The organism is Bacteroides sp. 224, from assembly GCF_010500995.1.
Classification (GTDB): domain Bacteria; phylum Bacteroidota; class Bacteroidia; order Bacteroidales; family Bacteroidaceae; genus Bacteroides.
Genome location: NZ_QVMK01000005.1, coordinates 75,775 through 98,119, shown reverse-complemented (window position 1 = coordinate 98,119; position 22,345 = coordinate 75,775). Strand labels below are relative to the sequence as shown.

The 22,345-nt window shown below is 41.6% G+C and carries 10 protein-coding genes; all 10 read right to left on the bottom strand.

Annotated features, from left to right (window positions below):
- Nucleotides 1-465: 465 nt before the first annotated feature.
- The 10 genes from D0T60_RS05070 to carB all read right to left on the bottom strand — a co-directional run bounded on the left by D0T60_RS05070 (nucleotide 466) and on the right by carB (nucleotide 22,341).
- Nucleotides 466-1,875: a DUF1735 domain-containing protein gene (locus D0T60_RS05070; RefSeq protein WP_163217065.1), complete on the bottom strand. Its 1,410-nt coding sequence runs from the start codon at nucleotides 1,873-1,875 to the stop codon at nucleotides 466-468.
- Nucleotides 1,876-1,895: 20 nt separating this feature from the next.
- Complete coding sequence (locus D0T60_RS05065) at nucleotides 1,896-3,584, bottom strand: PKD-like family lipoprotein (protein ID WP_163217064.1); 1,689 nt, start codon at nucleotides 3,582-3,584, stop codon at nucleotides 1,896-1,898.
- A 12-nt stretch (nucleotides 3,585-3,596) separates the two neighbouring features.
- A complete protein-coding gene (locus tag D0T60_RS05060) occupies nucleotides 3,597-4,439 on the bottom strand; it encodes a DUF4843 domain-containing protein (protein WP_163217063.1) in 843 nt (280 codons plus the stop codon).
- A 27-nt stretch (nucleotides 4,440-4,466) separates the two neighbouring features.
- On the bottom strand, nucleotides 4,467-6,020 hold the full coding sequence (locus D0T60_RS05055; RefSeq protein ID WP_163217062.1) for a RagB/SusD family nutrient uptake outer membrane protein: 1,554 nt from the start codon (nucleotides 6,018-6,020) through the stop codon (nucleotides 4,467-4,469).
- A 35-nt stretch (nucleotides 6,021-6,055) separates the two neighbouring features.
- Nucleotides 6,056-9,427 carry a SusC/RagA family TonB-linked outer membrane protein gene (locus D0T60_RS05050; RefSeq protein ID WP_203558283.1) on the bottom strand — a complete coding sequence of 1,124 codons (3,372 nt, stop codon included), beginning with the start codon at nucleotides 9,425-9,427 and terminating at the stop codon, nucleotides 6,056-6,058.
- Between the two features lie 474 nt (nucleotides 9,428-9,901).
- Nucleotides 9,902-11,269 carry an efflux transporter outer membrane subunit gene (locus D0T60_RS05045; RefSeq protein ID WP_370524387.1) on the bottom strand — a complete coding sequence of 456 codons (1,368 nt, stop codon included), beginning with the start codon at nucleotides 11,267-11,269 and terminating at the stop codon, nucleotides 9,902-9,904.
- A gap of 11 nt (nucleotides 11,270-11,280) precedes the next feature.
- Complete coding sequence (locus tag D0T60_RS05040) at nucleotides 11,281-14,388, bottom strand: efflux RND transporter permease subunit (protein WP_163217060.1); 3,108 nt, start codon at nucleotides 14,386-14,388, stop codon at nucleotides 11,281-11,283.
- An 11-nt stretch (nucleotides 14,389-14,399) separates the two neighbouring features.
- Entirely contained in the window at nucleotides 14,400-15,569 is a 1,170-nt protein-coding gene (locus D0T60_RS05035) for an efflux RND transporter periplasmic adaptor subunit (protein WP_163217059.1), read from the bottom strand.
- Nucleotides 15,570-16,389: 820 nt separating this feature from the next.
- Nucleotides 16,390-18,759 carry a glycoside hydrolase family 3 N-terminal domain-containing protein gene (locus D0T60_RS05030; RefSeq protein ID WP_163217058.1) on the bottom strand — a complete coding sequence of 790 codons (2,370 nt, stop codon included), beginning with the start codon at nucleotides 18,757-18,759 and terminating at the stop codon, nucleotides 16,390-16,392.
- A 249-nt stretch (nucleotides 18,760-19,008) separates the two neighbouring features.
- Entirely contained in the window at nucleotides 19,009-22,341 is a 3,333-nt protein-coding gene (gene carB / locus D0T60_RS05025) for a carbamoyl-phosphate synthase (glutamine-hydrolyzing) large subunit (protein ID WP_370524386.1), read from the bottom strand.
- Between the last annotated feature and the right edge of the window lie 4 nt (nucleotides 22,342-22,345).

The window sequence follows — 22,345 nt, the reverse complement described above, 5'->3', positions numbered from 1 at the left end:
CTTTTCAAAATGCAAAAGAATAACAAAGAGTTCTACCGCATATTGCTATTAAGCAGTAACAAAAGTATTATTTTTTTTTAGATTAATAGCATTTAGACAATATGTTTTATAACGAGATATAGTTTATTTAACTGAAACTGATAGAAAATTCATACTCATTGGCGAAATTAAAAGAACTATTTCACCACAGATTATCACAGATTACTAATTAGGGTTCTGCGTTATCTGAATAGTTTGTGGTGAAATAGCTTCTCTTCCTTCGGGAAGAAGGAGTCTCCGCGAGGGGAGGTGGTAGGAGAATGCAGAAGAGTACTGCTTCGGCTGGTAAAGAGGCGCGCAAATGCGTAAATAAAAGAAGCTGTGTCAAAAAAGGTTGTTACCAACTATTTGACACAGCTCTCCAAATGTATTATTCTGCTTTTACACGGCTACATTACTTGTACTCCGAATCGCATGAATTACTCATTACTCAGCGGTATAGATAAAGAAATTTGTGAAAGCAGTGTATCCAGATGCCGGTATCATATTGCCCAATCTAATATAGCGAGCAGTCACAGGTTTCGCAAATTTGAAATACATATTTGCTTGACCGGAAGGATTTAAGGAGCCGAGACTTACCGAAAGGCCGCTAGTTTCATTATACATTTTTTCTCCAGCATAAGAGAAGTCTATGTTTTTAGGAGCCATATTTTTATTGTTGGGCACGATATGTAACCCGGTTATATTGCTAATTTCGCTTCCCAAATCGATTGTGAGAGTTGCCGTAGCTTTCGTTACCCAAAAACCTCCTGAAAACATATCATTCCACTTACCTGTCATAAGCGAATAATTACCTGCCGGTATCACATTATAAGCTTTTCTATCGGTTTGCTTCGTTCCAAATCCAGTATCACTCGTTTCAAGTGTACATCCATCAGATATGGAATTTACCAACAGATAGTATGTATCTGTAACCATAGTCTTCACAGGTTCCGCCGCCCCTGGTGAGTCGACTGATTTTATCTTGATAGGAACCAGATAATTACTACCTGCAAGCTGCGATGCATCACCCTTGTAGGTGATTTTTCCATTAGCCGAAGTGGAACCTGCCGGCAGTGAAAGTTCAGCCAAATCCCAGTCTGTTGCAGGAATAGCTTTGAAATCAGTTCCGTACTGGCTATTGAAGGCTGCTACCTCGCTATTGTCTACTTCCAAACTTACATTGATATCATTGTCGGATGCCATATAAGCCACCATCGGAATAGTACACTCCTTTAACGTCGCGTCTCCTACTACCATCAGGTTGTTTTTTCCTTCCTCAAATCCTACACCGTTCTCCTGTATCACATTCATAGCCAGATAAGAAGTTCTCTTGGCGTAGTCCATTTGCGCGTCATATCCCCAAGCCGAAGTAATACGAAGGGGCACGATGTATCCGTTTGTATCGACAAACTCTTTTAGAGCCCGAGTAATGGCAATGGTAAGCGTATCCGAAGATTCTGTACTTCCTTCAGGAATAGTCAGAGTCGATTTATTAAGCTTTACCCAATTGCTAAAAAGACGATTGTAAGATGTCTCATTATTTCTATTGTATACATCTACCAGCAGGGTATCAACCGCAATTTTCACCTTCAGGTCATTTCCCGCGGGAGATGTACAGTTGACTACCAGCTTGGCAATCAATGTATCCATGTTAGACACCTCGCCCTCTATCGTGCGGTGGGAATCAAAGCTCAGCAAAGCGTATTGTTCGCTGATAAAGACTTTGTTGGAGGCCTCAGCAGCCGTCTGTTTCTCAAAGTCATTGATGTCTTCCGAACATCCTGCCAAGAAACTGAACGAAACCCCAACCACGGCCAGTAGGCCTGCTATTTTTCTAAGTTTTCTATTCTTCATCTTTTCAAATCGTTTAAGGTTTATTTGTAATCTACACCTACTATTTTTCCAAAACCTTTCCATGACATATCTATCGTTTCATCATCAGTTACCTTATGTGTGGCCAGTTCAAGATCGCCAGAAGAGATACTTGGCATTTTATAGAAATCAATTCTACCTCCTTCGTCTCCTAAAGAGCTGTTGTAGGTAGCAATCGCCAAATTTTTACTGCTCGTGCTTGGAATCAAAAACTTCAAAGAGGTGATTTCACTGTAGCCTTCAGGAACAACTTTATCCGTTATTTCTCTTACTACTGCATTGCTGCTCGATATATCGGCATAATAAACCTTGTTGTCGTCTGTAGCATAGTAGATAAAGGCATTGTTGGGTTCGGGAGCGGCAGCAATAAACTTGGCACGAGCTATTCCCGTAGAAGCGTCAAACATACACTTTCTCAACTTATTTTCTTTCCCAACCAGAAGAGTTATACTTGTTGGCGAACCAAATTCAATATATTTGACTTTACCATCCGCTTGTTTCAGAAGGGCGAAACTCGTCATTTTACTTATGTTGGTATAACGTTCGCTCATATACAGCAGTCCTTCATTTTCATCATTAAAGCTAAAAATATGATCGGTACTCTCATCCACAACCTTATCGGTAAAGAAAAACCCGGTAGAGAAATCAGCGGAAGAACGGTACGTAGTCTGGCAATTGAATCTCTTCTCCTTCTGATCGTAAAACATGTTAAGCCTGGGGCTGCACGCTAAGAATGGAGCTGGCTCATACCGTTCACTATCGTATACGGTACTTCCTGTACGATAAGCATTCATTGGAAAAGAGAAGAAATAGTACACCGGGAAAATCTTGTGCAAATACCAATTTCCCTCTCCTTTGTCGTTTTTCACATATATGTATGTATTAGGACGTACAATATTACTCGAAATAAAATAACCGGTCTTCATTTTCTCCGCAATAATAGGCCGCCCAGCGGCTACATAGTCATCATAAATGGGCGAATTGCTTTCTACGGAATTGGAAACGTCATAAGAAGCATCCCAACTGAAATCACCCACTTTCAAACGCGTCGTATAGTGGTCGGTCAGCAAATACATCGAACGTTTAGACCCGTCTGGCTTATACGGATTAGGGGCAGTGGCATCGTCAAATATATTAATTCCATAAGGTTTCACCCCTTCGCGTTGCAAAGAAGGTGCGGTAGAAGCCAATATATCATACTTAGGAATGAATTGATTCTGGGTATTATGAACAATCATTCCCATATCAAATTCGTTTTCTTTCTCGTATACCAGTACATATCCCTTGTTAAAAGTTCCCGCTACCTTTATGCTAAAAATATCGCGGTAAGCAACACCCGTCAGTCTATTCTTAACTTCGAAAGCACAAGTGTATGTTTTGTACGGAGTACCGATAGGGGCAGCTATCTCAAAATCAAAATTCCGACCCTCTTGCAATACACTCCATTCAGTGCCGTTTCTATAATACCATGTATAGTCGAGATCATCCTCATGTCCCATAGTAGGATCAAATTCGGGGGTAATTTTCAGTTGTTCTCCTATTTCTACCGAATAGCTTTCTTCAATGCCAGTGATATCATCCACCTGATTGATTGCTTTGTAGTCATAATTGCCCTTGTCTTCATTGCACGCCACCAGAGACAACAATGCAGCACATACAATTATTATTCTTAAATTCATTATATATTTCATATCCGTCATCTTTTATTGAATATTCATACCCATCTTAACTTCGCTGCCAAATTCATCCAACAGAGCTTTTCCATCATGGTCTTTTTTATACTGTGCTAAGTAGCGGTTGGTCAATGCAATCAGCCCATAAGTCATTTCAGTTGGAAAGCGTTTATCAAATGTCTTTTCTCCTGTCGGGTCGTTATCATCTGGATCTAGTTCAAAGAATTCTCTTGTCAGTCCGCAAGCCTCGCATATCGCATCCAATTTAACTTTGCTATATGGACCAAACATCCCATTCAGAGGCATCGACGAGTAAGAAGCCGCCCACAAACCCGGTTTATCTGCCAACGCCGTAAAGTATATGCTGTAGATCAACCCGTTCTTAACTCCATGCTTATCATCTAATACCTTTGAATAATCCGTATGAAAGTTCTCATTCGAAGCCAAACGAATACGAGCAAGCAGCATTTCCTTATCTACCGCTTTCGTACGATTCAGTTTCACCTCTACAATTCCATAGACTGAGCCGGCAGGCAGATAGGCAGACAGAATCTCTATATCTTCGCCTTCAGTAGCCGTAGACTCTTCGGGAATCAACACCACTTTCGCCACGCGGTCTTTTTCCGAAATCTTTCCCATTAGCTTTAAGGGAATCCTAATGATAGTATCATTCTTCACCGGATTGTCATATCCCATGTTGATAATTATCTGATCATCACTATCTCCTAAACTGGAAGGTACTGCATCCGCATATTTAAAATAAATTCGGGGTACATCTTCGTAGGTTATTAAATCTTCGTCAGCGCAAGATGCCCATCCTATCCCTTGGAGTAGAAATGCGCAAACCCACCATTTTAAACTATTTTTTTTCATATTGAATTTTATTTTTAAAAGACAAAATTATATCTCTGTTTCAATCTTCGGGAGAGGTATATTATACATTTTTTTGGTATTCATCTTTTCCTCCACACCGTCTTTATATCCGTAAAACATCTTCGCGGTATTCAGTCTCTTATGATAAAAATAGACTTGCCCTTCTCCATAGAATTCTTTATAATATTCGCTCAGAATATGAGATTGGAAATCTTCGTCCGAAGAAGTTTCCGTCAAATAATAAGAGCTGGTATCCGGGATACCCCTATGAGAAGAAATTCTGTTCAATAGTTCGGCAGCCGTCCCCGTTTCACCCACTTTCAAAGCGGCTTCCGCTTGGATATAATACATCTCGGTGATACGAATCAACGGCTGAAAATCAACTAATGCCGGAATATTCGTATTGGTCACCATATTAAACTTGTTAGAGATGTAGGTTCCCTCCTGCGAATAGGAAGAAGCGCCAGACTCGTTATTGCTTTCCACCCATTGTCTGGCACGGACATCTATTATAGCTTTCAGGTTATCGCCAAAACCTTCATAGATATTCTTCATCAGATTGTTGCGGTCAACCGCATACATAGTCGCAAGCTCCGACTTATTGAAGAAGGAATTGAAATTGGAAGTCATATTCGGATTATTAATACCGAAGATTACTTCACTGAAGAAAGAATAATCTTTGTTGGCAACCACCTTGGTAGCATCCGCCCATGTGAACTTTTTCACATCACCGCCTACCACGTCGGTCACTACCTTGGCTGCAATAGCCGCATTCTCGTGGTCTTCCATGTATTGCAACACACGGGCTTCGAGCGCTTTCACCGCATAATAATTCATGCGTCGATTGCGGTTCTTATAAAAATCATCCGACAGTTTTTTGCTTATGGCAGTATCGTCAGTCAAGATAGGGTCTGCAGCCAACAAGCGTTCCGCCTCACGGATATCGTCCAATACATATTTCATGTATTCATCGGCGGTAGAATATACATTTTCCTCATAACCCGCATGGTTCAATACCGTAGCCGTGCTTCTGTTATAAGGCAATACCTTATTTATGCTTGAACGCTCTTCCCAGCGAGGACCAAACAAACGGAAAAGGTCGAAATGGAGATAAGCCCGCAGTCCGTATGCTTCGCCCGTCAATATGAGTTTATTGTTGCTGTTCATAACAGCAGTCGACTCTCCCAGACATTTCAGAAAGTAGTTGATATTAAGAAGCGAATTATATCCATTTTTCCAAATATCGCCAAATCTATCTGCTGCCGACCCGTATTCGTCAGAACGCCCGTTGCAGAGAAAAAATAGTGTATGAGACAGTTTACTGTCCGATGGTTGTGTGGGGGGGTAAGTATAAAAGTGAGCCATCGCGTCAAGAGTCGTCTGAGACAGATTACCTCCATAAAGAGAGGTAGATATAAACTGCCTGTAAAGCCCGTTTAATGCTCCATTAATGCCGACTTCCGTTTTGTATTGGTCATCCTCCAATACCTTGTCCTTCGGCGACACGTCAAGAAAGTCGCTGCAAGAAGCCAAGAAGCCCACGGCTATAATATAACAAATGTTATGTATATATCTTTTCATATTTTATAGATTTTATTAATTAGTGTTTGTCATCGTTAGAAACGAGCACTTAACCCGAAAGAGACGGCTCTCTGGAACGGATAGTTTATTCCTCTTTCACGTTTCATCTCGCTCAAATCGAAGAAATCATTGAACGAAACATTGAATCGCAAGTCTTTCAGGAACAAACGCTTCACCCATTCGTCTCTGGAAAAGTCCCAACTAAGTCGAGCGCTCTCACCACGGAGATAATTGTCACGCTGAACAAAACGAGATGAGATCTGAGTTTTGGTACCCAACGAAATACCCTTGTACTGTGATATGTCACCCTCATTCTTCCATCTACTATACAAAGCACGTTTATCTTGATTGTGAGCAATATTGCTTGAGAGGATATTCTCTACCTTATTAAATAAAGCATCGTTGAAAGCATACGAGCCGAGGTTATAACGCAAGTTAATACTGGCTTGCAAATTCTTGTAAGTGAACGATACACCGAATACACCGCGTATTTTTGAATTTGTATCGGCTATCTTCACACGGTCGTCAATATTGAATTCAAAGGTAGGCATCCCGTTTTTGGTGAGAAATACTTCTTTACCAGTTGACGGGTCGATACCCAACGAACGAACCGCATAAAGAGCGGTAGGACTTTCGCCATCCCGATACTGTACCAATGAGTTTAAGTTCAATTCTTTATCTACCGAAGAATCTTTTTTATACGCGTCGTTCAATTCTTTCAAAGCTGCGCCAAAACCGCCATATTTGGATTTATAGGTGTTCCCGTTCAGTCGGAAACTCAGCATAATACGGTTTTTGATATCTTTGATAGCATACCAGTTCACATTAAATTCGAAACCATTGGTATTCAAATGTCCCATGTTTATGGGCAAAGAAGATAACCCGGAAGAAGGTTTCTGCTGAATAGAGACTACCAATGGATCGGTATTGGTGTGATAATAATCCATAGTCAACAACAAACGATTCTCCCAAAACATAATGTCAAGACCTACAGAGGCTTTTTTCACCACTTGCCACTCTAAATTCGGATTGGCATAACCGGATAGATAAGAGGCAGTACCGAATATATCGCTACCAGAGTAGTAGCTATATACATTACTTGTCAGGTTGCTCACGTTCTGATTACCGTTGCTACCGTATGATCCGCGCAACTTCAGTTCCTGCATCCAATTCCAATCTTTGGCAAATTCTTCCTTGTGGATGTTCCATCCGGCTCCTACCGACCAGAATGTCTGGAATTTCTCATCGCGACCAAAAGCTGTGGAACCATCACTTGAGATACTTGCATCAAACAGGTAACGATACTTATAGTTGTAATTGAAAGTACCCAGGAAACTAACTGCACGATTGATATCTTCACGATATCCTGGCGTTGAGTTTTCTTTGAACGAATAGGCAAAAGAAGGTATAGCACCTACTCCTTTCGGAAATCCGGTAGCCGTAAACGACTCAGTATTCGATGAAGTAGAACTTATCTCAGTGCGACCGTTGAAAGTAAGATTATGTTCTTTCAAAGAGAGCGCATAGCTCAAACCGGTATTCATTGCATAACGCCAGCTTCTCGAAACCGATGAAGCATATTCTCCCTGCTTGGTATAATCTAACGAAGCATACTTAGTGTGAGCCGGATCGGTAAAGTTCATATTATCCGAATTAGACGTACTCAAACTCATCGAGGCCGTCCAACGTAAATTGTCTTTAATATACCAGTTAAGATTGGTATTGTTGGTAATAGAGAGTATTTTAGATCTGGACTCCGAAGGCAACATGGCATTGTAATACGGATTGGTAGCGGTTATGGGTTCATAGCCCTCACCACGTTTATATACATCCAAATCACGAGGTATAGTTCCGTCTTCATTAGTCATCGGATAATAAGGATTGGCATTCGCAAAATCAGAGAAGGAACCCCAAGAACTATTATTACCATTGGTTACACTAACGCTCAAGTTATTTGAAACATTAAACTTGTCTTTACGATAAGTCATACGCATATTTCCACCGAACGTCTGACGATCAGAACCTTTCATTACCCCTTCAATATCCTTGAACATGGCGCCTATCTGATACAGAAATCCTTTATCACCTCCCGACACATTCAGTGAATGAGATTGTGTGATGGCTGTCTGAATAGGTTCTTTTAGCCAGTACATATCCACACCTCTTTGCACATTTTCCAGTGCCCGATGATATTGCGCAATACTTTCTCTATTGCCCGCCCAGTTATTCAAATCGCCATAACGACCGGCCAAAATTTCAAATTCCAATTTCTCGGCAGCGTTCATCATGTTGTAAACGCTCAAATCTGCCCATGCCACTTGCGCATCGCCGCTATAGTTAATCATCACTTCGCCAACTTTGGGTTTGATAGTTTCTACAACCACTACTCCGTTTGCTCCTTTCGAACCATAAATAGCGGTAGAAGCAGCATCTTTAAGCAAGGTGATAGATTCGATTCTATTGATATCCAAATCGTTAATCGTTTGCAGATTGGTTTCGAAACCATCGAGAACAAAGAGAGGTTCGTTGGGATTGGTCGTTGTATCGTCATAAATGCCCGAAATAGTCATCGTAGTACCTCCACGCATGCTAATTCTGGCCATTGTGTTAGGGTCGGAACCCATCGACATATTATCGGAAACAACAAAAGAAGGGTCGAGCGTTTTCAAACTCTGAAGTACGTTGATATTACCAACGGCTCTCAGTTCTTCTTGGTTTACACTGCGGTATGATCCGGTAAATCCCATTCTGTCTCGCTGAATAATACCTGCTTCTACTACAACTTCTTCCAACTCCAAATCTTTATCTGAAGCCATCGTTACATTATAAGAAGTTACGCCTTTTTGAAGTTTTACTTCTTTTGTAGCCATACCGATGTAGGTGAAGAGTAATGTTTCAGCATCACTTGCTTCAATAGCAAAAGCTCCATCTATATTGGTAGTTACCCCTACACTTGGACGCTCTTTGATTCGTACATTTACACCAATCAGGGGTTCTCCCAGGTCATCTACAACAAGACCACGCATGGAGCCCTTACCAGCAGCTCTTTTAGTAATATAGGCAGTTTTTCCTGAAGCTTCAAGAACATACCCTAAAGGCTCAATTGTTTTGCGAACCACCGAAGCCCAAGCTTCATTAGTTGCATCTACCGAAACTTTACGGGCACCTTTCAAAATAGCAACATCGTAGCTAAAGTTTACACCTGCCCTTGATGACACTGCATCAAAAAAAGCTTCTAAACTTACATTGCTTAATTTCATTGAGATTCTTTCGGGAGGTTGTTGCCCGACTGCCCATACATTAGCAGTAAATAAAAAAAGCAATAAAAGGCACATTTTCAAAAAAAGAGAGGATTCCTGTTTTTCATAGCTGGAACTCCTCATCGAAAAGAAATGCTTTTTCACCATGAGATTAATTTTTACATGAATTAAGATTAAAAAACACTAATTGAACAAAGATGGCTAAACATATCATAGACCATTAACCACTTCTCAGGGACAAAAATAAAAATCTTTTTTTAATTCTAAAAAGTATTTAACCTAAATCTGCTTATTCTTTTTGTTTTTTGAAAGCATTCCGTATTCATTCTCTAAGCAAATTCGCATTTCAGCTTTCGCATTGAAACTTCTTACTGAAATCGAAATTCTCGTTTTTTGGGAACGAATAAGCATTCCTATTGTGCAGTAAAGAATAAAACACGAATATTTTCCTTAAAAAGTGTATCATAAATGAGTTCAAGAAAAACGTAAAATCATAGCAAAATGACAAATGGTTAAATTGACCTTTAGAATCTATAACAGAACAATCGAAACAGAGCGTTTTCAAGACTTTCTCTGATTTTTCGATGTATTCACACATAATCATTGGAGCACGTCTCGAATTTACCAGCCTCCACCAAGTGCTTTATAAATTTGAACAACAGTAATTAATTCGTCTCGAATGGCGTTACTTAGACCAATTTGTGCGTCAAAGTAACCACGCTGAGCATCTAAAACATCGAGGTAGTTAATGACTCCATTGATATATTGCAATTGCGATAAATCGACATGGCTTTTGGCCGATTTTTCAAGTCTTTCCTGCAATTCGCACATTTCCCGTACTTTATTGAAGTCAATGATAGCATTATGTACTTCTCGGAATGCATTCAACACCGTTTTTTCATATTCATAATACGCTTGTTCATATACAGCTTTTCGAGCTTTCCATGCCGCCCGATTTTTGCCGGCAGCAAAAAGAGGAGTCAAGAGGGTTCCATCAATGAATGCATAAGGCGATTTTAAGAAGCCGGACAGTTCGCTGCTCTCCAAGCCGTATTGTCCGGTCAGTGTGATACGGGGAAACATATTAGTATAAGCAACCCCCACGTTGGCATTGGCAGCAACTAAAGCTTGTTCTGCCCGACGAATGTCCGGACGACGTTCCAACAAACCGGAAGGCATACCTACCGGTAACATAACCGCGTAATTATACTCTTCGAGCAGCCTGCTTCTCTTTATTTGCTCAGGAAATTTTCCGGCAAGAAAAGCTATATCATTTTCTTTCTTAACAACTTCACGTTCAAGGTCGGGAACCATTGTGGCAGTACGCGCCACTTCTAAGCGGGCTTGTTGATAAGCCGTTTCGGAAGTTAATCCTCCTTCGAACCGAAGACGGGCAATACGCACTCCTTCTTCGCGAGCATAGAGGGTTTGTTTCACAATAGCTAACTCATTATCTAACGCTACCAATTCATAATAAGATTGGGCTACCTCTGCCACAATAGACATCCGGAGGGCGCGTTGCGCTTCTACAGATTGCAGGTATTCGGCTACAGCGGCCTCTTTTCCCCAACGAAGATTGCCCCAAAGATCCAACTCCCAAGATAATAAGGCCTTTGCCTCAAAGGTATTGGATTGAGTAGAATGATCTCCACCGTCATTTTCGAACTCACGTTCGCCCGAGATGATTCCGTTGAGTTGAGGATATAGATTGGAGGTACTAATCCGGCGTTGGGCTGCCATTTCTTTCACACGGGCAGCAGCTATCTTCAAGTCTTTATTATAAAGGAGTGTTTTTTCTATCAATTGCTTTAGAGGGCCATCTGTATAGACTTCCCACCACTCACGGTCTGCCATACTAAGATAGTTTTGATTGCTCCAAAGACTATCCGGCAATGCCATCTCAGGACGAGAGTAGCTTTTCCCAATCTTACATGAGTATAAAGCAATCCCTATTAATAAGAGACAGACACTCCGGCATCCTATCTTTATTATTTTTAATTTCATAGCTTAATGTTCTTCTTTTTAAATTTATTCCTTCCTTTATAAATTAAGATGAAAAAGAAAGGAACCATTACAATACCGAATATAACAGCAAAGATCATCCCGAAAAACACGCCCGTACCTATGGCTTGTCGGCTGGCAGACCCAGGGCCACTGGCTATAACCATGGGAAGCATTCCCAGAATAAAAGCCAAAGAGGTCATCAGGATAGGACGAAAGCGCAGTCGGGCCGCATGAATGGCAGATTGTAGCAAGTCTTCGCCTTTATCGGCTTTTTCTTTGGCAAATTCTACAATTAAGATTGCATTCTTGGCTGCCATACCCATAAGCATTACCAAGCCGATCTGAAAGTACACATCATTTTCCAATCCGCAGAGCCATACACCAAGATAGGCACCGAGAGCCGCAATAGGCAAGGATAAAAGAACGGATATAGGTACCAGCCAGCTCTCATATTGGGCAGCCAGAAAGAGAAATACAAATAAGAATACCAGTGCAAGCACCATGCCCGTTTGCCCTCCTGCCTGTTTTTCCTGATAAGAAAGCCCACTCCACTCCACGGCTATATTTTCGGGTAAATGCCTATTAGCAATATCTTCCATAATTTGCATGGCCTGCCCGGAACTATATCCTTGAGCAGCTCCTCCCCTGATTACAGAAGCAGTAAACATATTAAAGCGTCTGACACTGCCCGGGCCTGTGGTATAAGAGGCTCCTCCCAACGAGGTTAGGGGAATCATCGAACCATTGGCGGCACGAACAAAGAATAGATTGATATTGTCTTTGTGCTCCCGATAAGGGGCCTCCGCCTGTATATACACCTTATATATACGATTGAACATATTAAAATCATTAACATACACAGAGCCGGTATAAGCCTTCATGGTAGAAAAAATATCGGCCATCGGTACTCCCTGCAGTTTCGCTCTGTCTCTGTCTACATCGAAATATAATTGAGGGATTTCGGCTTGCAAAGAAGAAGACAATCCTTCTAACTCTTTTCGTTGAGAAGCATAATACATTAATGTATCAACTGCATCTACCAGATTATCAAAAGTGGCATCTCCACGAGCTTCTAACTGCATTTCGAATCCACCGGATGTTCCAAGTCCGGGTATCACGGGAGGGGTGGTCAGAAAGACTTTCGATTCGGGGTATTTACTCAGTTCTTCCCGCACTTCATTCATCACTTCATCCATCGAGCTACTTTCACGTTTATCCCAAGGCTTGAGAATAACGGTCATTTCACTACGAGACTGATTGCTACCTACCCGCGGACTACTACCTACTACACTCAGTACATATTCCACATCCGGATGCTGCTCCAGATAGGCCATGGCACGTTCGGTTACTCTCCGACTGCGTTCCAGGGTAGCTCCCTCGGGTAATTCCAACTCTACCGTAAAATATCCCTGATCTTCTTTGGGTAAAAAGCTACTTGGAATAATTTTATGGATAATAAAGATAAAAATGAGAATCATACCGAAAGATGTTAATACACGCTTAGGATGCTTTACTACCTTTCTGATTTGGGCAATGTATTTACGGTTGCCCATATTTAACCAATAGTTTATCTTCCGAAAAACGATATTCCTCTTTTTATGATTGGGTTTTAAGATCAATGAGCACATCACAGGGCTCAATGTCAGGGCTACCACTGTAGATATAAGTACCGAAACTACAATCGTCACTGTAAACTGTCGATAAAGCTGTCCGGTAATTCCCGGCAGAAAGCTTACCGGGATAAATACTGCTGCCAGTACCAAGGAGGTGGCAATCAGAGCACCGGCCAATCCGTCCATGGCTTTTTTGGTGGCTTCATACGCACTTAGTTTCTCTTCTGCCATAATGCGCTCCACATTTTCTACTACCACAATGGCATCATCTACCACAATACCAATGGCTAATACCAACCCCAAGAGGGTAAGCAGATTTAAAGAGAAACCGAAGATCAGCATAAAGCCGAAAGTTCCGATTAAAGAAATAGGTACGGCTATTACCGGAATAAGTGTAGCTCTCCAATTTTGCAAAGACAGGAAAACAACTACAATTACCAAAAACAAGGCCTCAAAAAGAGTTTTATATACTTCGTGAATAGATTCCGATATATAGGTAGTCATATCAAACGGAATATCATAGCTCAGACCTTCGGGGAAGTTTGCACTAATTTCCTTCATAGCTTCTTTTACATTCCCGGCCACCTCCAAAGCATTCGCTCCGGGCAACATATATATTCGGAGGATGGCAGCATTTTCTCCATCCAATCCACTTTCGGTATTGTAAGAGGATGCTTCCAGAGAGACGCGAGCTACATCGCGCAAACGAATCACGGAGCCATTTTCATTGGCACGAACTACTATTTCTTCGAACTCGCTTACGGTAGAAAGTCGACCTCGTGTAGTAATAGGGATGGTAACATCTAACCCTGTAACGGGTTGCTGTCCGAGTACACCGGCTGCCGATTCCCGATTCTGATCTTTCAACGCGCTCTGCAAATCTTGTATGGTTAGACCAAAACTTGCCAGTTTATCGGGTTGTACCCAAATCTGCATGGCGTAGTAGCGACTACCGACATTCGAAACGCGACCTACTCCGGGAATACGTCGAATCACATCCAATACATTAATGGTAGCAAAGTTACTCAGGTATATTTCATCAAACTTAGGATCATGGGATATCAAGGCAAGTGTCAACAGTTGTCCCGGAGCTTGTTTCTCAACCGAAAGCCCGTTCTGAACAACCTCAGCAGGTAAGCTCGACTCTGCCAACTTGATTCTGTTTTGAATCTCCACAGCTGCCAAGTCAACATCTGTCGATATATCAAAGGTGATGGTGGCAGAGAATCCTCCGGAATTAGAACTGCTCGATTCCATGTAGATCATCCCCGGTGTTCCGTTAATTTGCTGTTCGATAGGAGTAGCCACCGCCTGAGAGACAGTAGTAGCACTTGCCCCGGGATAAGAAGCACTTACTTTTACCACGGGAGGAGTTATTTGTGGGTATTGATCTACAGGTAGCATCTGCAATCCGATAACTCCCACAATAACAATGAGTATGGAAATTACAATGGAGAAAACAGGCCTGTCTATAAAAAAGCTTACTTTCATCTTTTACAATCTTAATGGGTTTCGGATTCTTGCACTTTCACTTTCACACCGGAGGTTAGTTTATGAACACCTTCTACCACTACATATTCTCCGGCAGCCAATCCTCTTTCTATCATGGTATTATTATCTATTTCAGGGCCAAGCTCTATGAAGCGTTTCTCTACAATAGAATCTTTACGCACAACAAATACATTGGCTCCTCCTTTTTCTACGATTACTGCTTTTGCAGGAACTACAATGGCATCCTCTCTCACATCCAGTAGCAATTTCACCTTGGTAAACTGTCCGGGTAGCAGAATGCGATCGGGATTTATCATTTCTGCACGAACCGAAAAGGTACCGGTTTCAGGGTCTACCTGTGGGTCTGCAAAATCGACCAGCCCCTTATGAGGGTAGATGGTGTTATCGGCTAATGTGATAGCGACAGTGGGTTGCCAGGAACGGGAGGCATCTTGCTGTCCGATATTTACATTTCTTTCTTTGCTTTTCAGGTAGTCGAGAGCTGTCATACTGAAATCAACCCAAACTGTATCACTGTTTACCACAGATACCAGAAGCGACTTACCATTCACACCAACCAGTGTTCCCAAACCTACTTTACTATCTGTAATATACCCTGCTATGGGAGAGCGCACCATAGTATGAGCGAGCTCCATCTGTGCTTGTCTCAAATCGGCTTTACTCATGGCTACAGAGGCAACAGCGGTTTCATAAGCAGCAGAAGCATTATCCAAATCGAGTTGGCTGGCTGCATTCAACTCCTTCAGTGGTTTAATTCTCTTTAAATCTCTATCGGCTTTTAGTGCTTGTGCCTCATCCTTCATCAGTTGGGCACGCGCTTTATCGACTTTAGCTTTATATTGATCTTGATTAATCACAAATAGCAACTGATTTTTCTCTACGTATGTACCTTCATTAAAAAGCATCTTTTCGAGATAACCTTCCACGCGTGCTCTTACCTCTACCACGTTCTGTGCCCGAATGCGACCTACATATTCTCCATAGATTTCTACATTACTTTTCTTAACTTGCTCCACAGTTACAATAGCAAGAGAAGGCAGAGCCTTTCGGGGTCTGGAAACATATACATAAATGCCTATTAAAACGATCAGTATAAGTGCGCCTATAATGAGCCGTTTTTTATTAATTCGTATTTCACCTTTAGGAAACCATGATTTCATATTACTATCCTTATTATTTATTCTTCTCAAAATCCTGCTTTATATAATATTAATAAAATAGAGAGGGTTTTGTTCAAGGGGAAGGGAGATTAGATGGAGAATTTAGCTCTTTTGTTGTGTTTTGAGGGAAATGGGTACGCGGAAAAAACGGAATGAGCGGAAACACGCGGAATTATTTTTTCTTGCCACATAAGGACAGAAATATATATTCCGCGTTCATCCGCTCATTCCGTTTTTCCGCGTACCTATCTTGTTTTGAGTTATATTGAACCGCAGAGTTACGCAGATTAACGCAGAGTTTTAATTAACACAATGCTGCATAGAACTAAAACTTAATCCTCTGCGTTAATCTGCGTAACTCTGCGGTTCAAATTCAATCATTTTTCAAACCGTGATGAGCCATTAATATTTCGCTTTTTAAGGCCTCTTAGAATTCAATATTCAGTCCAACCGGTCGAACAAAAGAAAAAAACGCAAGGAAACCCAATTAAGCAAAATACATTTTGTCAAATTAAAACAAATAACAAGATTATTTTAATACCAAATTACAATTACACAAATAATAAGATATAAATATTCACTATAACAAACCAATAAGACACCAAGAAATCATTCAAAACACTCCCTCTTCCAGAAGAAAAAGACTCCTAAAATGCCTACTAAACACCAAATAGCCCGATGAGAGATATTTATACGGCCGTTGGAATAAATTCGCACGGCCGCGCCAATATGCAGCAACGGCCGCTGGAGATTATTCCAACGGCCGTTACAATATATTCAGTAGGCCGCAAAAGGCCAGAGAATGAATAAGAACAAAAAACTACTTCACTTCAAAAGTATCCTCTAAACGAATATCGGCAGAAGAAGCTCCAAGCATTACTTTAAAAGTACCGGGCTCTACAGTGAATTTATTATTCTTATCCCACAAGCCAAGTTCTTGAGGAGTAAGTTTAAACTGAACGGTTTTCTCTTCACCGGGTTTCAAGGTAATACGTTCAAAGCCTCTTAGTACTTTTACGTAGGTAGTTACACTACTTACTTCGTCTCTTAAATAAAGCTGAACAACTTCATCACCTTCTCTGTCGCCTACATTTTTCACTTTGCATGCAACGGTGAACTCTCCTTGCACACCATGAGTTTTAGGAGTAATGTTCAGATTAGTATATTCAAACTTCGTATAGCTTAAACCATGTCCGAAAGGATATAACGCTCCAAACAATCCGGTTTTGGTTTCTACATCAGAGCCGGGTTTGAAAGGAAAGGCAAAAGGTATCTGTCCCACTGTTTTCGGGAAGGTTACAGCCAGTCTTCCAGCCGGGTTATAATCGCCGAACAAGGTTTGTGCAATGGCTGTTCCTGTGGTTTCTCCGGGGAACCATGCATGCATAATGGCAGGAATGTATTTATCGGCATAATTAATGGTAGAAGCTCTACCGTCTAACAATACCAGTACCACCGGGGTACCTGTAGCATAAACGGCTTCCAAGAGTTCTTGTTGTCTGCCGGGTAAGTCCAGACTGGTACGGGAACGATCTTCGCGTACTGTCAACTCATTACCTCCAAGTACCATAATGGCTACTTCGGCATTACGGGCAGCTTCCACTGCTTCATTAATCATTTGTGATTCTTCCGGAGTTTTTTCGAACTTAAGTACTTCACTTAAAGGGAAATTAGAGTCGATAATCTCGCAACCTTTTTTATAAACAACGTCGGCCGTAGGTAAATACTCTTTCAACCCTTGATATACAGTTTTGATAGAAGCATTAGCCGGGCCATACCGACAAATCAAATACTTTTGTTCGTCTGCATTGGGACCTATTACGGCAATCTTCTTTAAAGATTTATTCAAAGGCAGCATATTATTTTCATTCTTCAACAGCACTAATGACTGCTTAGCTGCTTCTAAAGCCAACTCCTGATGTTCTTTAGAATGTACTATTTTCTCTGCTTGTTTAGCGTCTCCACGATAAGGGTTATCAAACAACCCTAACCAGAACTTCACACGAAGTATTTCGGCTACCCGTTCATTTACCATATCCATGGAAATCTTTCCTTCTTCAATGGCTTTACGCAAAGGAATGATAAATTCATCCGGCTCGGTAAAGTTGGTACGAATATTTAATCCGGCATTGATAGATTGTGCAATACCGTCTACATAATCATCTGCTACTTTATGTTTGTTGTGGATAAATTCTACTGCTTCACTATCAGAAACCACATAACCTTTAAAACCCCATTCATGACGAAGAATTTCGGTCAGGAAACGATAGCTTCCGGTAATCGGTTCACCATCATAATCGTTGTATGAGCTCATTACACCCAAAGCACCGGCTTCCTGAAATGCCATGCGGAAAGGTTCCAGATAAAGCGTACGCATCTCACGAGGAGCCACATGCGGGTCGGTACGCGTACCACCATCGCGCCCTCCTACGGGAATACTATATACGGCAAAATGTTTGGGAGTAGCTACCAAGTTTTGTTTTTGCAAGCTGGTAATCATTTGTTTACCCAACTGACCTACCAAATAAGGATCTTCGCCATAACACTCTACGGCACGTCCCCATCTGGGATCTTGAGCAATATCAAGTATAGGAGAGTAAATGTTGGTATAGCCTAAAGCATTGGCCTCTTTGGCTTCTGCTTCTCCGATGCGGGCAATCAGTTCTTTATTCCAGGTGCTTCCTTGTCCGCTTTGCGAAGGAAAATAAGTTGCCTGGTAATGGCATAAACCACGAATACCTTCGTTGGTGAAGTCTACAGGTATGCCTAAACGGGTTTGCTCTACAAACCAACGCTGATAGGTATGTTTTGTATCTACATGCTTGGTGTATGGGAAAGCATATTCTCCGCGGAATTTACCTAAGCCGTTATGCTCTTCGTCGATATTTCCGATGCCGTCTTTCCAGATTTCATTTTTCCATCCTTCGTGCGGCAATGCATCTTTCAAAACTCTGCCCGAGCCGTAGAGGGTAGCCATCTGGCAGGTTTTTTCATCCAGATTCATTTGGCTCAACAAATCGTTTATTCTTTCTTCAACAGGGGCGTTCGGGTTTTCGTAAACGTCCATTTTCCCATTTTTATTAAAGTCTATCCATCCTTTCTGGTAGATAGTACCCTTCTTTTGAGCAAAAGAAATAAAAGGGATACATAAAAAGAGAAGAAGAATACTAAGTTTAGATCTTACAGTCATCACTTTTAATTTTAGGTATTAAATTACGTTTTTTCAGTTCAAAGATACGGCTAAAGTTTTATTTATCTAAACCTGTTGGCAAAATTAGCTTAAATTTATAGTGGTTTTAAGTGAACTCACCACAGATTAGCACAGATTTTCACAGATTAAATTATTTCACAACAAACCCAAGAGGACAGAGTTTTAGTTAATAATCTGTGAAAATCTGTGTTAATCTGTGGTGAAAAGTCCTTCTTACCGAACCCTACCTTATTTATATTCCTCCCAACTCTTTATCGAAATATCATCTATACTCATTGTGCAGAAGGCATTGATGAATGCACTTGCCAACCTTGCATTGGTAATCAATGGTATATTCAGGTCGATGGCTGCGCGACGGATTTTATATCCGTTATCCAACTCACCAGCAGTTAAGTTCTTCGGAATATTCACTACCATATCAATTTCTTTGTTGTGTAGCATATCTAAAGCTTGCGGTTTAGCGTCCTCGCTGGGCCAATAAACCAGGTTGCTTTCAATTCCATTCTCTACCAGATACTTATGAGTACCTCCGGTAGCAAACAACTTATATCCTTTCTTCACCAGCATACGAGCCGCATCCAGCATATCGGCTTTTTGTTTGGGTGTACCGGTTGACAATAGAATATTCTTTTGCGGAATCCGATAACCCACCGACAGCATTGCTTTCAGTATGGCACAAGAAGTATCCGAACCGATACAACCCACTTCGCCGGTAGAAGCCATATCCACTCCTAACACCGGGTCGGCTTTCTGCAAACGGCTGAAAGAGAATTGAGAGGCTTTAATACCCACATAATCCAGGTCGAATAAGTTCTTCGAAGGTTTCTCTACCGGAAGCCCAAGCATTACCCGGGTAGCAATATCAATAAAGTTTATTTTCAACACTTTGCTAACGAATGGGAAGCTACGTGAAGCACGCAAGTTACATTCAATTACTTTGATGTCATTATCACGGGCTAAGAACTGAATGTTAAATGGTCCGGAGATATTTAACTCCTTAGCTATCTCGCGACTGATGCGTTTAATTCGGCGTACTGTTTCCACATATAGTTTCTGCGGTGGGAACTGAATGGTAGCATCTCCACTGTGTACCCCGGCAAACTCGATGTGTTCGCTAATGGCATAGACGATGATTTCACCATCTTTGGCTACCGCATCCATTTCTACTTCTTTGGCATGTTCAATAAATTGACTCACAACAACCGGATGCTTTTTACTTACGTTGGCTGCCAGTTTTAAGAAGCGTTCCAGTTCTTCGTAGTTGGAACATACATTCATTGCTGCACCTGAGAGCACATAAGAAGGACGAACTAATACCGGGAAGCCAACCTCATCTACAAAGTCGTTAATATCTTCCATGGAAGTCAGTTCTCTCCAACGCGGTTGATCTACTCCAATACGATCGAGCATGGCAGAGAACTTTTCACGGTCTTCGGCATTATCTATGCTCCGGGCAGAGGTTCCGAGTATATTTACGTTCTTATTATCTAAACGTAAAGCAAGGTTATTGGGGATCTGCCCTCCGGTTGAAACGATAACTCCATGTGGATTTTCCAGTTCGATGATGTCCATTACCCGTTCAAAGGTAAGTTCATCGAAATAAAGACGATCGCACATATCATAGTCGGTAGATACCGTTTCCGGATTATAGTTGATCATAACGCTGCGCCAGCCTTCTTTGCGAATGGTATTTAATGCCTGCACACCGCACCAGTCAAACTCTACGGAAGAACCGATTCTGTAAGCACCGGAACCTAATACAATGATGGATTTCTTATCTCCCAGGTAGTTCACATCGTTAGCAACACCACTGTAAGTAAGGTACAGATAGTTGGTTTGAGCAGGATATTCCGCTGCCAAGGTGTCTATTTGTTTCACTACGGGAATAATACCATTTGCCTTTCGGTATTGACGTACCTGCTCTATGTGATTATCTTCCATTTGATCTTTCCACAGGGCACGGGCAATTTGGAAGTCGGAGAAACCTTGTTGCTTCGCAAGGCGAAGCAGAGCCTCTCCCCGACCCTCTCCAAAGGAGAGGGGGAAAAGAGATTCCTTTATACTATCATTAGCCGGTTCTTTTCCAGTCCCCTCTCCTTGGGAGAGGGATAGGGAGAGGCTGGTATTTACAATGTTCATCAACTTCTGTAGGAACCACTTATCAATCTTAGTAAGTTCATGAATCTGATCGACTGTATATCCTGCACGGAATGCCTTGGATATCACAAAAACACGTTTGTCAGTGGGTTCGCGAAGGGCTTTATCTATATCGGGGATAATCAGTTCTTTGTTTTCTACAAAACCGTGCATCCCTTGTCCGATCATACGAAGACCTTTTTGAATGGCCTCTTCGAAGGTACGACCGATAGCCATTACCTCTCCAACCGACTTCATGGAGGAACCTAACTCACGATCTACTCCCTGGAATTTACCTAAATCCCAACGAGGTATTTTACATACTACATAGTCCAAAGCGGGTTCAAAGAAGGCAGACGTGGTTTTGGTTACTGAGTTATTCAAGTCAAACAATCCATATCCTAATCCTAATTTGGCAGCTACAAAAGCCAATGGATAACCGGTTGCTTTAGATGCCAGTGCAGAAGAGCGACTCAAACGGGCGTTTACTTCAATGACTCTGTAATCTTCGGACTCGGGATCGAAGGCGTATTGTACATTACATTCTCCTACAATACCGATATGGCGAATAATGCGTATAGCCAATTCGCGTAGTTTATGATATTCAGAATTAGTCAGTGTTTGAGAAGGTGCAATGACGATAGATTCTCCTGTATGAATACCCAACGGGTCGAAGTTTTCCATATTACAAACTGTAATACAGTTGTCGAAACGGTCGCGTACGACTTCATATTCCACTTCTTTCCAGCCACGAAGGCTTTTTTCCACCAATACTTGTGGAGAGAAAGAGAAGGCTTTTTCTGCTAATACATTCAGTTCTTCCTCGTTATCGCAGAAACCGGAGCCTAATCCTCCAAGTGCGTAAGCTGCACGAATAATAACCGGGTAGCCTAACTCTTTGGCTGCGCGACGAGCATCTACTATGTTTTCTACTGCTTCACTTTTTATGGTCTTAACGTCTATTTCATCCAGTTTCTTCACAAAAAGTTCGCGGTCTTCTGTATCTATGATCGCCTGAACGGGAGTTCCTAATACTTTCACTCCGTATTTCTCAAAAATGCCGTTCTTGTAAAGTTCCACTCCACAGTTCAAAGCGGTTTGTCCACCAAATGCCAACATCACCCCTTGCGGCTTTTCTTTTTGGATTACCTTCTCTACAAAATAAGGAGTCACCGGAAGGAAGTATATCTGATCTGCTACTCCTTCACTGGTTTGAACGGTAGCAATATTCGGATTAATAAGGATGGTTTCAATTCCCTCTTCTTTCAGGGCTTTTAGTGCCTGCGAACCGGAATAGTCAAATTCTCCGGCTTCTCCTATCTTTAGGGCACCGGAACCAAGAAGAAGTACCTTCTTCTTGAGTTGAGAGTTGAGAGTTGAGAGTTGAGAGTTGGGCTGCGCTTCTGTATTTGTTTCATTGCCCATTGTC

Coding starts and splice junctions, on each gene's coding strand:
- D0T60_RS05070 (WP_163217065.1), bottom strand. CDS start 1,875: ATGAAGAATAGAAAACTTAGAAAAATAGCAGGCCTACTGGCCGTGGTT.
- D0T60_RS05065 (WP_163217064.1), bottom strand. CDS start 3,584: ATGAAATATATAATGAATTTAAGAATAATAATTGTATGTGCTGCATTG.
- D0T60_RS05060 (WP_163217063.1), bottom strand. CDS start 4,439: ATGAAAAAAAATAGTTTAAAATGGTGGGTTTGCGCATTTCTACTCCAA.
- D0T60_RS05055 (WP_163217062.1), bottom strand. CDS start 6,020: ATGAAAAGATATATACATAACATTTGTTATATTATAGCCGTGGGCTTC.
- D0T60_RS05050 (WP_203558283.1), bottom strand. CDS start 9,427: ATGGTGAAAAAGCATTTCTTTTCGATGAGGAGTTCCAGCTATGAAAAA.
- D0T60_RS05040 (WP_163217060.1), bottom strand. CDS start 14,388: ATGAAAGTAAGCTTTTTTATAGACAGGCCTGTTTTCTCCATTGTAATT.
- D0T60_RS05035 (WP_163217059.1), bottom strand. CDS start 15,569: ATGAAATCATGGTTTCCTAAAGGTGAAATACGAATTAATAAAAAACGG.
- D0T60_RS05030 (WP_163217058.1), bottom strand. CDS start 18,759: ATGACTGTAAGATCTAAACTTAGTATTCTTCTTCTCTTTTTATGTATC.
- carB (WP_370524386.1), bottom strand. CDS start 22,341: ATGGGCAATGAAACAAATACAGAAGCGCAGCCCAACTCTCAACTCTCA.